Source organism: Aeromonas sp. 601039, from assembly GCF_049174415.1.
Lineage (GTDB): Bacteria > Pseudomonadota > Gammaproteobacteria > Enterobacterales > Aeromonadaceae > Aeromonas > Aeromonas veronii_A.
Map to the genome: position 1 here is coordinate 333,433 of NZ_JAAKTL010000001.1, position 12,842 is coordinate 346,274.

13 protein-coding genes are annotated in these 12,842 nt (G+C 58.8%); 3 read left to right on the forward strand and 10 right to left on the reverse strand.

What is annotated here, in order from left to right:
- Positions 1-72: 72 nt before the first annotated feature.
- Positions 73-1,554, reverse strand: a complete 1,482-nt coding sequence (gene cls / locus G5195_RS01465) for a cardiolipin synthase (RefSeq protein ID WP_421205839.1) — start codon at positions 1,552-1,554, stop codon at positions 73-75.
- 95 nt (positions 1,555-1,649) lie between these two features.
- Here cls and G5195_RS01470 point away from each other — a divergent pair, with 95 nt between their 5' ends.
- The gene (locus G5195_RS01470; protein WP_227340965.1) at positions 1,650-2,192 is read left to right on the forward strand and encodes a DUF1439 domain-containing protein; all 543 of its coding nucleotides are present in this window, start codon (positions 1,650-1,652) and stop codon (positions 2,190-2,192) included.
- Between the two features lie 5 nt (positions 2,193-2,197).
- Here G5195_RS01470 and G5195_RS01475 read toward each other — a convergent pair whose 3' ends face one another.
- Positions 2,198-2,647, reverse strand: a complete 450-nt coding sequence (locus tag G5195_RS01475) for a GNAT family N-acetyltransferase (protein ID WP_227343081.1) — start codon at positions 2,645-2,647, stop codon at positions 2,198-2,200.
- A gap of 317 nt (positions 2,648-2,964) precedes the next feature.
- Between G5195_RS01475 and G5195_RS01480 the strand changes: the two genes are divergently transcribed.
- Entirely contained in the window at positions 2,965-3,714 is a 750-nt protein-coding gene (locus G5195_RS01480; protein WP_408082954.1) for a lytic transglycosylase domain-containing protein, read from the forward strand.
- 92 nt (positions 3,715-3,806) lie between these two features.
- Here the strand turns inward: G5195_RS01480 and aqpZ are convergent, their stop codons facing one another.
- Together aqpZ and G5195_RS01490 are read right to left on the reverse strand one after the other, a co-directional pair.
- Entirely contained in the window at positions 3,807-4,496 is a 690-nt protein-coding gene (gene aqpZ / locus G5195_RS01485; RefSeq protein ID WP_227340966.1) for an aquaporin Z, read from the reverse strand.
- A gap of 274 nt (positions 4,497-4,770) precedes the next feature.
- The gene (locus G5195_RS01490; protein WP_227340967.1) at positions 4,771-4,980 is read right to left on the reverse strand and encodes a DUF1653 domain-containing protein; all 210 of its coding nucleotides are present in this window, start codon (positions 4,978-4,980) and stop codon (positions 4,771-4,773) included.
- Between the two features lie 387 nt (positions 4,981-5,367).
- Between G5195_RS01490 and G5195_RS01495 the strand changes: the two genes are divergently transcribed.
- Positions 5,368-6,582: a pyridoxal phosphate-dependent aminotransferase gene (locus G5195_RS01495; RefSeq protein ID WP_005334367.1), complete on the forward strand. Its 1,215-nt coding sequence runs from the start codon at positions 5,368-5,370 to the stop codon at positions 6,580-6,582.
- Between the two features lie 63 nt (positions 6,583-6,645).
- On the opposite strand, the gene G5195_RS01500 is transcribed toward G5195_RS01495, so the two are convergent.
- The 6 genes from G5195_RS01500 to G5195_RS01525 form a co-directional block, all read right to left on the reverse strand.
- Positions 6,646-8,121, reverse strand: coding sequence for a YfcC family protein (locus G5195_RS01500; RefSeq protein WP_164537218.1), 1,476 nt, complete (start codon positions 8,119-8,121; stop codon positions 6,646-6,648).
- 162 nt (positions 8,122-8,283) lie between these two features.
- Complete coding sequence (gene fabV / locus G5195_RS01505; RefSeq protein WP_005361765.1) at positions 8,284-9,477, reverse strand: enoyl-ACP reductase FabV; 1,194 nt, start codon at positions 9,475-9,477, stop codon at positions 8,284-8,286.
- A 141-nt stretch (positions 9,478-9,618) separates the two neighbouring features.
- A complete protein-coding gene (locus G5195_RS01510) occupies positions 9,619-10,215 on the reverse strand; it encodes a histidine phosphatase family protein (RefSeq protein ID WP_421222135.1) in 597 nt (198 codons plus the stop codon).
- Between the two features lie 153 nt (positions 10,216-10,368).
- Positions 10,369-11,022, reverse strand: coding sequence for a helix-turn-helix transcriptional regulator (locus G5195_RS01515; RefSeq protein ID WP_005334376.1), 654 nt, complete (start codon positions 11,020-11,022; stop codon positions 10,369-10,371).
- A gap of 64 nt (positions 11,023-11,086) precedes the next feature.
- A complete protein-coding gene (locus G5195_RS01520; protein ID WP_421235758.1) occupies positions 11,087-12,376 on the reverse strand; it encodes a serine dehydratase subunit alpha family protein in 1,290 nt (429 codons plus the stop codon).
- 22 nt (positions 12,377-12,398) lie between these two features.
- Positions 12,399-12,782, reverse strand: coding sequence for a Rid family detoxifying hydrolase (locus G5195_RS01525; protein ID WP_040095234.1), 384 nt, complete (start codon positions 12,780-12,782; stop codon positions 12,399-12,401).
- Positions 12,783-12,842: the final 60 nt, after the last annotated feature.

A 12,842-nucleotide genomic window follows, 5' to 3' on the forward strand; every position in this document is an offset into this window, starting at 1 on the left:
CTACGGGGCGGACTCGGGGCTAGGCAAGTCCAATCAGATGGCGAGTCCACTTTCTTGCGGCTCGCCACAACATCACAGCAAGGGGCTGAAGAGATAGAAGATGTTCTCCATCGCCTTCTTGTACCAGGGGCGGGCCTGCCATTGGGCCAGGGTCATCGGGGTGGCTTCCGCCATATAGCCCTGTACCAGCCGGGTCATCTGGGCCACGAACGAGGGGTTATCCACCAGCAGGGTCACCTCGAAGTTGAGCCAGAGGCTGCGCCGATCCAGATTGACCGTCCCCACCAGCGCGAAGTCATCATCCACCAGCACGCTCTTGGTATGGAGCAGACCGGCATCGTAGCGGTAGATCTCCACCCCGGCCGCCAGCAGCTCCTCCATAAAGGCGTTGCAGGCGTAATTGGCCATGATGGAGTCGTTGCGTGCCGGCAACACCAGCTGCACCTGCACCCCGCGCGCCGCCGCCGAACTGAGTGCGGCCGCCAGCGGATCGTCGGGCACAAAGTAAGGGGTCGTCAGCACCAGATGGCTGCGCGCCTGATAGATGGCCAGCAGCAGGCTCTGCTGGATGCAGTCGCCGCCGACGAAGGGGCCGGACGGGATCAGCTGGGCGCGGTAGTTGGTCTGGGGCCAGGCTTCCGGCTCATGCTGCAGACTGTCGAGCAGCCGCTCGCCGGTCTCCATCTCCCAGTCCCAGACAAAGATCGACCACATCAGCGGCACCATGGGCCCCTGCACCCGGATCATGATGTCGACCCACTGGCCGACCCCGGCATCCTGCTTGAAAAAACGGGGATCCACCATGTTCATGGAGCCGGTATAGCCGACCTTGTCATCGATCACCACCAACTTGCGGTGCATTCGCAAATCCTGCCGCTGGAACGGAATGCGCCAGGCGCCGACCGGCAGCACCTCCACCAGCTTGACCCCCGCCTTGCGCAGCTTTTTCGGCCACCCGGAGCGGAAGAAGTGCTTGCTGCCCACCGAATCGAGCAACAAACGACAATCCACGCCGCACAGCGCGACTTCCATCAGTGCTTCACACACCTCGTCGGCATCACCGCCCGGATGCCAGATATAGAACTCCAGATAGCATGAGAGCGTCGAGCGGCGAATATCCTGAGCAATCTCATGCAGGATCTGGTCGGGTTGGCTGAGCAGAGTCATCCGGTTACCGGACAGCATCGGCATGGCCAACCGCCCCTGGATCAGATCGTGCAATGGTTGGGCCTTTTCCCCCACCTCGCAGCAATGCTGGGGGAAAAGGCGGGCCAACTGACGAATCCAGATAGCGTAAGGGCGATACATGGCCTGTGCCCGCTCGGCGCGGCGGCGCCCCAACTTGATTTCACCAAACAGCAAGTAAAAGCCGACGCCGGCAAACGGAATGGCGTAGATCAGCGCCAGCCAGGCCAGCGACACCCCGATGGGGCGGCGTTTCATCACTACCCGAAACGACACACCCGCGACGATAACGGTATGAAAAAGCAGTAGCAGCCAGCCCAGAAAGCGGGAGAACAGCAGGTGGAGATCATGTTCCAGACCGTTTAGCAACGGTAACTCCTTTTCATCAACAAACAGTGGTCGGCAGATCCTGCCAGTCAGGAATGGTATGCTGTAAGGCAAATCCATTCTATCAGGTTGCCCCCATGATTCTGCAATCCATGCTGCTCAGCCTGGCCATGCTAGGTCAAGGCTCATATGACATCAATGAGCAGCAGATCAATCAGTACCTGCAATCCCAGGTGCAAGTCGACAAACAGCTGGAGCTGCCCGGCATCATAAAGGCCCATGTGAAGCTGGAGCAGAGCGATGTCCAGATTGGCCGTCAACAGCCAGACACCGCCCGAGTCTATGGCAAGGGCAAGCTCAAGATCGCCCTGCCCGACAATACCGAATATGACGCCCGCCTGCAGATGACCTATGAGGCAAGACCCCGCTATGACAAGAGCCAGAGCGCGCTGTTTCTCGACAACATGAAACTGGTGGAGTACAAGCTGGAACCGGAGGCGGCAGAGAGAAAGTTCGGGCTGATGCTCAACATGCTGCTGCAGAGCATGGAGAAGCGTCTTGAGAGCAAACCGGTTTACCGACTGGATGACAAGGATCCGCAACAAGCCTGGCTGAAAGAAAACCTGCTGGGGCTGGAGCTGTCACCGGGCAAAATCCACCTGCTGACCAAACCCCGCTAAACCGCTCAATTCAGGAGGGGCTGGGTGGTATCCCGTACCAGCAGCTCCACCTGATAACCCTGCTGCTGCTGCCGCTCGTAGAGGGAGAAAAGTGACCCGCTCAATTGGTTGAGGGAGATATCGGCAAAACCGGCCTTGAGATAGAAGGGTTTCTCGAAAGGCAGTACCTGACAGACTACCGGTTTGTCCTCCAGACCGTGACAGGCGTGCTGCAACAGCCGTGAACCCAATCCCAGCGACTGGTAGTGAGGCAACAGACGAAAGCCGCACAGATGATAAAACTCCTCCTCGTCCCGCAACCGAACAGCCCCCACCAGCCAGTGAGCATCACGTACGACAAAGACCCGCTCTGCCAGATCCGGCACATAGTGGGAAAAAGTCGTCTCGTAATAATCCTTGATGAGAGAGAGATCGGCGTCACAGTACTCCTCGAAGATGAGTTCCCTCGCCAGCATTCCTGACACAAAAAAATTCCTTTATAATCAGTAGATAAGATAGATTGAAACTAACTAGCCAGACCAGCTTACACCAGCAAGATAGCATGCCTTTTATTAACAAAAAAGCGAGCATGCTGGAGCACTTCCCTAAGACGCTTATGACCATTGGCTACCGGAAAATTCCACCTTTTGGCGCCTCTCCTGGCCATACTCCGGCATCCCCCCGTCCCTCGGTCAAATCCCCCCTCCACTTCACAACTCCCTGTTTGTACGCTTGTTCTGCACTCGCCATGGTGCTTTACTCAACATGATGATCCAGGGAAGGAGTGTGACGGTTGAAAGCATGGATGCTGGCAGGCCAGATGGTGTTGATCCCCTTGAATGGATGGAGCCAGACGCCCCCTCCCGCGGAGGTGGTCTTCCTGACCGCAGCCCCCTCTCCCTTGCGCCCGGTCAATCATGCTGCGCCCGCCCCACAACCCGAAACCGCTCAAACGGCGGCAACCGCCGCTGGCGGCAAGAAGCAGATCCAGGTCTATAAATCGGTGCAGCAAAACGGGGTAGTACGTTACTCCGATATGGCGCCCGAACAGGGCCATTACGAACTGCTGCTGTTCAACGACTGCTTCGCCTGCGACCCCAAATCCAGCGTCAACTGGCAGACCACAGGACTGTTTCTCTATGACTATGCCAGCACCATCAAGGCAGCAGCAAAGACCTATCAGGTTGAGCCTGCACTGATCCGAGCGCTCATTCACGCCGAATCGGCTTTCAATCCACTGGCGGTCTCCCGCAAGGGGGCGATGGGGCTGACCCAGCTAATGCCTGCCACGGCGCGGGAGCTGGGGGTCGGCAATGCCCTGCTGGCGGAACAGAATATTTTCGGCGGGGTGAAATACCTAGCGGGACTGCTCAAGCAGTATGACGGCAACATTGCGCTGGCGACCGCGGCCTACAACGCCGGGGCGGGCGCCGTACAAAAACATGGCGGCATCCCACCCTATGCGGAAACGCGCGCTTATGTGGAGCGCGTCCAGTTGCTCCATCAGCGCTACAAAGAGATGCTGCAGGCCAAGGGACTCTGACGTTTGGCTTGGTGAGTTCTCTTATCTCACTCCTCCAGAAACAAAAAACACGCCCTCAGGCGTGTCGATACCACACTTTGTTTCGCAAATGATTACTTCTGCTCCGTCGCCACCAGGCGATAAGCCAGCGCACCCAGAATGGCACCGACAATCGGGGCAACCCAGAACAACCACAGCTGGCTGACCGCCCAGTCACCGACAAACAGCGCAACGCCGGTACTGCGGGCCGGGTTGACCGAGGTATTGGTCACCGGAATGCTCACCAGATGGATCAGGGTCAGGCACAGGCCGATGGCAACCGGAGCAAGCACAGCTGGCGCACGGCTGTCGGTAGCGCCCATGATGACGAACAGGAAGAAGCCGGTCATCACCACTTCACACACCAGTGCGGCAGTCAGACTGTAACCACCCGGAGAGTGCTCACCGTAGCCGTTGGAAGCAAAACCGGCAGAGAGATCAAACCCGGCCTGACCGCTGGCAATCACGTAAAGCACGGCAGCGGCGGCAATGCCACCCAGCACTTGCGCCACGATATAAGGCAGTACACCGGATGCCGGAAAACGACCACCCGCCCACAGACCGACGGTGACGGCCGGATTGAGGTGGCAACCGGAGATATGACCGATGGCAAATGCCATGGTCAGCACGGTCAGACCGAAGGCCAGCGATACGCCCAAGAGGCCGATCCCCACATGGGGGAAGGCTGCAGCCAGCACGGCACTGCCACAACCTCCCAATACCAGCCAGAAGGTTCCCAAAAACTCTGCTGCAACAGGTTTCACACTATGTCTCCCGATAAGATGAGATAAAAAGGCCCGCAAAGGGGCCATGCGTTAACACGCGCAGCATTATGGGAGCAGCAATAGCCGATGCGAACCCGGTTACCAGTCGCCAGAAAATGTGACTCAAGTCACAATTGGTTGATTAATAGAGATATTTGTCAGTAGCAAGCCACACAGAGGCTGTTGCCAACAAGGAGCCTCATGCGACAACTTGTGACTCCAAAGACCTGTTCTGTCTATTTGTTGAACAACAGTTCAGGGCCACACCAGCGGATCACTTGATCGGCGAAAATCGGCTAACCACCTGACCCTGATGCTCAATCCACTCCATAAACATGGCGACTGGACGGGCATAGACGGCGCCATCCTGTTCCGACTGATAGATCACCAGCTGCTCGCCTGTCTCGGTATGGCTGGCCAGGGTCAGCACCTGATAGTAACCTCCCTTGAAGTGACGATAGCGACCGGGTGTGAGTGCATGCATGGGATACCTCTGCAGATAGAACAGGACGGGAAAGGGGAAATATGCGCTGGCCAGTGCCAGTTGTATCAGCTTTTTCTCGTCGGAAATGACGATGAAGAGGCTTTTTTACACAAGCCAATCGTGCCAGAGAGCGTGAAGATTTCAACACAGTAGAGTAGCTTTGTTAATCACTCCCCCATCTTTCACTGGTGAACCTTGCCAAGCACAAACGATCGTGCTGAATTTAACCTTTTAATAACTCTGTTTTGGGGCTAAAAATCAGGAATTTCTACTAAAAAGAAGATTGTTCTAGCATTCAATTCTGTGAAGAATAGGGGAAAAGATATTTGATACTAAAAACCGCCTTTTTCGCTAACGCGTCCCTGTGGGGAAGGAATCACACTCATCATGTTCACAATCGACAAGTCGCACAAGCTCGACGATGTCTGCTATGACATCCGCGGCCCGGTGCATAAAGAGGCTCGCCGTCTCGAAGACGAAGGCCACCGTATTCTCAAGCTCAACATCGGCAACCCGGCCCCGTTCGGCTTTGATGCGCCGGAAGAGATCATCAAGGATGTGATCCTCAACATGCCGCTGAGCCAGGGCTACTGCGACTCCAAGGGGCTCTTCTCTGCCCGTAAAGCGGTGATGCAGTACTACCAGCAAAAAGGGATGCGCAAGGTCGATATCGACGACATCTACATCGGCAACGGCGCCAGCGAGCTGATCGTGATGGCGATGCAGGCGCTGCTCAACAATGGCGACGAGATGCTGGTACCCTCCCCCGACTACCCGCTCTGGACTGCTGCCGTCACTCTCTCCGGTGGCCATGCGGTGCACTATCGCTGCGACGAAGGGGCTGACTGGTATCCGGACCTCGACGACATCCGCGCCCGCATCACCCCGCGCACCCGCGGCCTAGTGCTGATCAACCCCAACAACCCGACCGGTGCTGTCTACGGCAGCGAGTTCCTGCTGGAGGTGATCGAGATCGCCCGCCAGCACAACCTCATCATCTTCGCCGACGAGATCTACGACAAGATCCTCTACGACGATATCTCCCACACCAGCGTCTGCACCCTGTGCGACGATGTGATGGTGGTGACCTTCAACGGCCTCTCCAAGGCCTACCGTGCCTGCGGCTTCCGTCAGGGCTGGATGGTCATCACCGGTCCCAAGGGCCGTGCCCGCGGTTATATCGAAGGGCTGGAGATGCTGGCCTCCATGCGGCTGTGTGCCAACGTGCCGATGCAGCACGCCATCCAGACTGCACTCGGCGGCTATCAGAGCATCAACGAGCTGATCCTGCCGGGCGGCCGCCTGCGCAAGCAGCGGGACAAGGCGTGGGAGCTCTTGAACGAGATCCCCGGGGTCTCCTGCGTCAAACCCAAGGGGGCGCTCTACATGTTCCCGCGCCTTGATCCCAAGGTGTATGACATCCGCGACGATCAGAAGATGGTGTTCGACCTGCTGCAACAGGAGAAGCTGCTGCTGGTACAGGGCACCGGCTTCAACTGGCCCGCGCCGGATCACTTCCGGCTGGTGTTTCTGCCCCGCGAAGAGGAGCTGGAGGATGCCATCGGCCGCCTCGCCCGCTTCCTCAAGGGCTACAAGCAGTAAGCAAAGCTCATGAAAAAGGCTCCCGCGGGAGCCTTTTTGTTATCTGTGGCTTTATCCGTGCCATCAGCCGTGCAGCAGGGCGCCGGCCACCAGCACCGCCATGGTGATGAGGGCTACGCCGATGATAAAGGGCAGCACCCAGCGCACGAAGCGATCGTAGGGGATCTTGGCGAGCGCCAGACCCGCCACCAGATGGGCGGCAGTGGGGGCAAACAGGTTGATCCAGCCGGAGGCGGACTGATAGGCCGTGATCACCAGATCCCGGGAGATACCGGAGAAGTCAGCCAGCGGCCCCATCAGCGGCATGGAGACGGTCGCCAGCCCCGAGGTGGAGGGGATGAAAAAACTCAGGATGATGTGCACCAGATAGGCCATCAGGATGAAGACCGATGAGGAGAGTCCGGTCACCAGCCCCTCGGCCCAGTGCAAAATGGTGTCGATGATGACGCCCTGCTCCATCACCACATAGATGCCGCGCGCCACCGCCACCACCAGCGCTACCCCGATGAGATCCCGAGCGCCGCTCAGGAAAGTCGCCACATAGTTGGACTCCGGCATCCGGTTGATCAGCGCAATCAGGATGGAGGCACTGAAGAACAGGGTCGAGAGCTCGTCAAACCACCAGCCAAAGGTGGGCAGCACGTCGATCCCCAAATCCGACCAGGGCACCACCGCGTAAATCATCAGCAGGAAGGTGCCGAAGAAGACCAGCATGGTGAGTTTCTGCTTGCCGGTGAAGGCGAGGTTGCCGCTCTTCATCTGGGAAAACTCGTCGTCATAGGCGATGTCGGCCAGCACGGAGCGGGACTTGTCCTGCTGCACCTGCTTGGCGTAGCGCATCACGAACCAGGAGGCGAAGATCACCAGCAGCAGCCACTGCACAACCCTAAGGCCAATCCCCTCACCGATGGGGATACCGGCAAAGCCCGAGGCGATACCGGTGGCAAACGGGTTGACGGTGGAGGCGAGCACCCCGACCCCGGAGCCGAGCAGGATAATCCCCGCCGCCACCATGCGATCGAAGCCCGCCGCCATCATCACCGGCACGATCAGCGCCCAGAAGGCTACCGTCTCCTCTGCCATGCCGAAGGTGGAGCCGCCGAGGGCAAACAGGGCGATCAACACAGGAATTAGCAACCGCTCACGCCCGGCAAAGCCACGCACAATGGCCCCAACCCCGGCATCCAGCGCACCGCTCTGCATGGTCACCGCGAGAAAACCGCCGATGATGAGCACGAACAGCGCCACATCGGCCGCCTTGTGAAAACCCTGGATGGGCGCCTTGAGCACCTCGAATACCCCTTGCGGGTGGGCGGGTAACTCGGTGTAGCTGCCGGGTACAGGCAACAGCCGCTCGTCGCCGCTGTAATCGGCCACGGCCGCTGCCGCAACCGGCTGCTGGGTCTTGGCGGTGACATAGTCATATTTGCCCGCTGGCAGCACCCAGGTCAGGGCGGCCATCAGCGCGATGATGATAAAAAGCAGGGTATAGACAGTGGGGAGTTGGCGCTTCTTGGGCGCCTCGTTTGGAGTGGTCATAGCTTCCGTTCCTCGGCAATGCCGTCTGTGATCCGATCAGCGCAAGACTAGCGGGTTTGATATGGGAAAAAGGTGATCGCAGATAATAAAATTCCGCAAATTAGCGGAATGTTTGCCAAAAAAACAGGGCCCCGCGGGGCCCTGTTTTCACTTGAGTCAGACTCAGAGCTCGACCACGTCGAATTTCACATCCGGATTTACATCCGCATCGTAATCGACCTCGTCCAGACCGAAACCGAACAGGCGCAGGAACTCCTGCTTGTAGCCGGTGTAATCAGTCAGCTCGGAAAGATTCTCGCTGGTGATGGATGGCCACAGGTCGCGGCAGGTCTGCTGTACGTCTTCGCGCAGTTCCCAGTCATCCATGCGGATGCGGGCCTGATCGTCCAGCGCCATGTCGGACGCGTAGAGACGGGTGCGCATCATGCGATCCACCTGCTCCATGCAGCCCTCGTGAATACCCTTCTCCTTCATGATCTTGAAGGCCATGGAGATATAGAGCGGCATCACCGGAATGGCGGAAGAGGCCTGGGTCACTACGGATTTCAGCACGGCCACGTGTGCGGTGCCGCCCTTGGCAGCCAGATCACCACGGATGGCGGCAGCGGCGCGGTCCAGATCTTCCTTGGCGCGGCCCAGGGTGCCATGCCAGTAGATTGGCCAGGTCAGATCAGTACCGATGTAGGAGTAAGCCACGGACTTGGCGCCATCAGCCAGCACGCCAGCATCGCGCAGGGCGGCCATCCACAGCTCCCAATCCTGACCGCCCATGACGGTGATGGTGTTCTGGATCTCTTCCTCATTCGCCGGCTCAACGGTGGCGGTGATGATCTGATCTTTGTTGGTATCGATGGCGGTGGTGGTGTAGACCTCACCGATCGGTTTCAGGGCAGAGCGCACCACTTCGCCGGTTTCCGGCATCTTGCGCACCGGAGAGGCCAGGGAGTAGACAACCAGATCAATCTGACCCAGATCCTGCTTGATAAGCTCGATCACCTTGGCGCGGCACTCGTTGGAGAAGGCATCGCCGTTGACGCTCTTGGCGTAGAGGCCCGCCTCTTTGGCTGCCTTGTCGAAGGCGGCAGAGTTGTACCAGCCAGCGGTACCGGTCTTGGACTCGGTGCCCGCTTTTTCAAAGAAGACGCCGAGGGTGGCGGCGCCGCTACCGAAGGCAGCCGCAATCCGGGAGGCCAGGCCATAACCGGTGGAAGCGCCGATCACCAGCACCTTCTTGGGACCATTCTCGATGGTGCCCTTGGCCTTGGTATAAGCGATCTGGCGACGAACATTGGCTTCACAACCGACCGGATGAGTGGTGGTGCAGATAAAGCCGCGAACCTTGGGTTTGATGATCATATGGGGTCTCGGATCCGTTTAATGGATGAAATCGGGGCATAAGATACCTCATCTTGCCGCGATAAGGTGCTCTGATGTGTTGAACTGCGGCAAAAATGGGCATCCGAAGGTGGCAATCATGGTCCATGCCATGGTGCCACCTCACGGCAACGAGCAGGCAATGCGGGTGATGTGGCCATCCTGCAGCTTATAGAAGGCATCTTGCGGCAACTCCTGTGACCAGATCGCCTCATAGTCGAGATCGGCATAGACGCCACGCAACATGGCACCAAGCAGACCGTGGGAGATAACGATGGCCCGCTCGGCGATGGCGGGATCCTGCAACCACTGGTGTGCCCGGCGCTGAATGCTCTCGAAGCTCTCGGCCCCCGGTGCCTGCAGATACCAGTCCCCCTTGCCGGTATCGAGCTCGGGGTGGGCAAGACGCAGCGCCGGGATCTGGCAGCTCTCCCACTCCCCCATGCCCAGCTCCATCAATCGGTCGTCCCAGACGATGCGCTCTGCCGCCAACCCCAGTTGCTCGCACACCAGCAGCGCAGTCTGGCGAGCACGGCCGAGCGGACTGGCGTAGACGGTCCAGCGGGCGGGATCTGCCAGTTCGGCAGCAAGGCGCCGCCCCATGGCGATGGCTTGTGCCTCGCCCTTGTCGGTCAGATCGGAGTTGCAACGCCCCTGCAGACGCTGCTCGGCATTGAAGCGGGTCTGGCCATGGCGCAGCAGATAGATGAGTCGAGACATGATTTCTCCAGCACGTTCAGAGAGATAGAAAAATAAAGGGGGAGATGATAGCAGATGAGCCCGAAGGATGGCCCAAACAGAGAGGCTAAAGCGGGCGTAAAAAACGGGTCAAGGCTGACCCGTTTGCTGCCAATTTGGCCAGAGTGTATCGGCTCAGCCCTTCTTGATCTCCCGCAGATAGCGGTAGATGGAGTGGACCGAAATGCCGAGCTGGCGCGCCGCAATCTGGGCACTGTCTTTTAGCTCGAAGATCCCCATGTCGTGCAGCTGGTTGACGATGACCCGGGTCTTCTGGGATGGGGGAACCGCCTCGTTGCCGCGCACCTCGGCACTGACGGTGTCGATGGTGCTGTTGAGCGCTTCGTCGATGTTGCGGGCGAACACCTCCGGGGTGGCATGGCTCTCGTGGGGATGCATGCACTCCGGCATCATGGTGCGCAGCACGGATTGCAACGGGGCATCCATGTCGCTGTTGATACAGAGCAACCCGATGGCCCTGTGCTCCCCGTTGCGGATCACGGTAGTAATGGAGCGCAGCGTCTTGCCGGTGGCACACTTGGTCATGTAGGGGCTGGAGATATCCTGCCCGCTCTTGAGCTTCATCATCGCCAGGTTGGTGATGGGGGCGCCGACACTGCGGCCGGTGATATGGCCGTTGGCAATCTTGACGATCGAGGGATTGCGCGCATCCAGACTGTGGAGCAGCACTTCGGTGTGCTGACCATACATGGCGGCGATGCCGTCCACAATGTTCTCCATCGACTTGAGGATCTCAAAATCGCTCGGACTCAACTCTTGCAGCTTCACAATGGGACCTTCTTGCAAGGGTTGCTGCCGGACAATGGACGCCGGGCAGCAACCAACAGGGACATCAGGCGGACATGATATCAATAATGGTGCTGTCTGTGGCAGACATGCCCTCCTTCACCATCTGGCCGACGTTGCGGATGGTCTGATCCACGTCACCGGCGACGATCCCCTGCCCCGACACCGAGTGGCTGTTGAGGGCCATCAGGAAGCCGCGCACCGCCGCACCGGAGGAGGTACTCACCTTCATGGCGCAGGAGGCTTTCGCCCCGTCACATACCATACCGGCACTGTCGCTCAGCACGTTCTGGATGGCGAAGCAGGATTGCTCGAAGCTGCCGCCTGCCAAATAAACCATGGCCATGGAGGCGGCCGCGCTGGTCACGGTATTGCCACAGAAGGCCGACAGCGGCGGATAGTGGGACTTGATATAGATGGCGCCCAGATGGCTCATGATGAGGGCGCGAGCCAGCTGCTCTTCGCTGGCCGCAAAGCGCTCGGCAATCACCATCACCGGAATGGTGGCGGCAATGCCCTGGTTGCCGCTGCCGAAGTTGCTCATGGCTGGCAGGGTCGCGCCCCCCATGCGAGCATCGGAGGCAGCCGCCGTCATCATCACGATGCGGTTCATCACATCCTCGCCGATGAGACCGGCATCGATGTTCTGCTGCATGGTGCGCCCGATCTCGAGACCATAGGGGTTGTTCATCCCCTCGGCGGAGAGCTTGCCGTTGAGTTCGGAGGCTTTGAGGATGAACCTGATCTGCTCGAACTCCACCTGGGTGGCGAACTCGTAGATGGCGGCGATGCTGATATCTACCCCATCGCAGATGGAACCGGTGGCACCGCCCTGGCTCTGATCAGCGGTGAAGGTCACCTCGCCATCGCGGCGCTGCTCGACGATGCGGGTATGACCACCGCAGAGGGTCACTTCGGCGCTGTGTTCTTCACCCTTGTCATCAGTGCCATAAACTGTCACGCGGCAGAAGATAAACTCGGGGGCGGCGGTGCGGCTCACCTGCACCTTGCCGGCATCGATCAGCTGCTGGGCACGATCCACCTGTGCTGGCTGGATCGCGGCCAGCACCTCCAGCCCGGCATCGGCGTTGCCGCCGATGGCACCGGCCGCGGCCGCAATGGCCAGACCGATCTTGCCGGTGCCCGGCACATAGACACCCATCGAGTTTTTATAGAGATTGTCCGACACCGCAACCTCGAGGCGACCGGGCTCACAGCCCAGTTGCCGGACGGCGACAGCCGCGGCATAGGCGGCGGCGATTGGCTCGGTACAACCCAGCGCTGGTTTGACAACCTGTTGAATAATCTGCAGATACTGCTGCCACGCTTGTTTCATCACTTGAACCTTTTTATCAGCATTAACGAGCGATATGGGCGATCGCTTCCACTTCAACCTTGACGCCCATCGGCAGATCCTTCACTGCGAAGCAGCTGCGCGCCGGACAATCTTTCTGGAAATAGGCTTTATAGACCTCGTTGAACGCGGCAAAATCGCTGATCTCGGCGAGGTAGCAGGTGGTTTTGAGCACGGTATCCAGCGAGCCGCCAGCGGCTTCCAGCACGGATTTCAGGTTTTCCAGTGACTGGCGGGTCTGGGCGGCAATGCCCCCTTCCACCACACCACCCTGCAGCTTGCAGACCGGCAACTGACCGGAGGTAAAGATAAGGTCGCCATAGGCAGTGCCGTGGCTGTAGGGACCGATAGCGTCAGGTGCCGCTGCTGCTGTGATGATGCGTTTCATATAGCCACTCCTGTTTGTGCAATTTTTTTTGCAATCATGAATCTCATTCTGTTCAACATT

Bases quoted from the DNA above. Each gene is read 5' to 3' on its own strand.
- fabV (WP_005361765.1), bottom strand. From the start codon at position 9,477: ATGATCATCAAACCCAAGGTTCGCGGCTTTATCTGCACCACCACTCAT.
- G5195_RS01525 (WP_040095234.1), bottom strand. From the start codon at position 12,782: ATGAAACGCATCATCACAGCAGCAGCGGCACCTGACGCTATCGGTCCC.
- G5195_RS01520 (WP_421235758.1), bottom strand. From the start codon at position 12,376: ATGAAACAAGCGTGGCAGCAGTATCTGCAGATTATTCAACAGGTTGTC.
- G5195_RS01495 (WP_005334367.1), top strand. From the start codon at position 5,368: ATGTTCACAATCGACAAGTCGCACAAGCTCGACGATGTCTGCTATGAC.
- G5195_RS01500 (WP_164537218.1), bottom strand. From the start codon at position 8,121: ATGACCACTCCAAACGAGGCGCCCAAGAAGCGCCAACTCCCCACTGTC.
- G5195_RS01470 (WP_227340965.1), top strand. From the start codon at position 1,650: ATGATTCTGCAATCCATGCTGCTCAGCCTGGCCATGCTAGGTCAAGGC.
- G5195_RS01510 (WP_421222135.1), bottom strand. From the start codon at position 10,215: ATGTCTCGACTCATCTATCTGCTGCGCCATGGCCAGACCCGCTTCAAT.
- G5195_RS01490 (WP_227340967.1), bottom strand. From the start codon at position 4,980: ATGCATGCACTCACACCCGGTCGCTATCGTCACTTCAAGGGAGGTTAC.
- G5195_RS01475 (WP_227343081.1), bottom strand. From the start codon at position 2,647: ATGCTGGCGAGGGAACTCATCTTCGAGGAGTACTGTGACGCCGATCTC.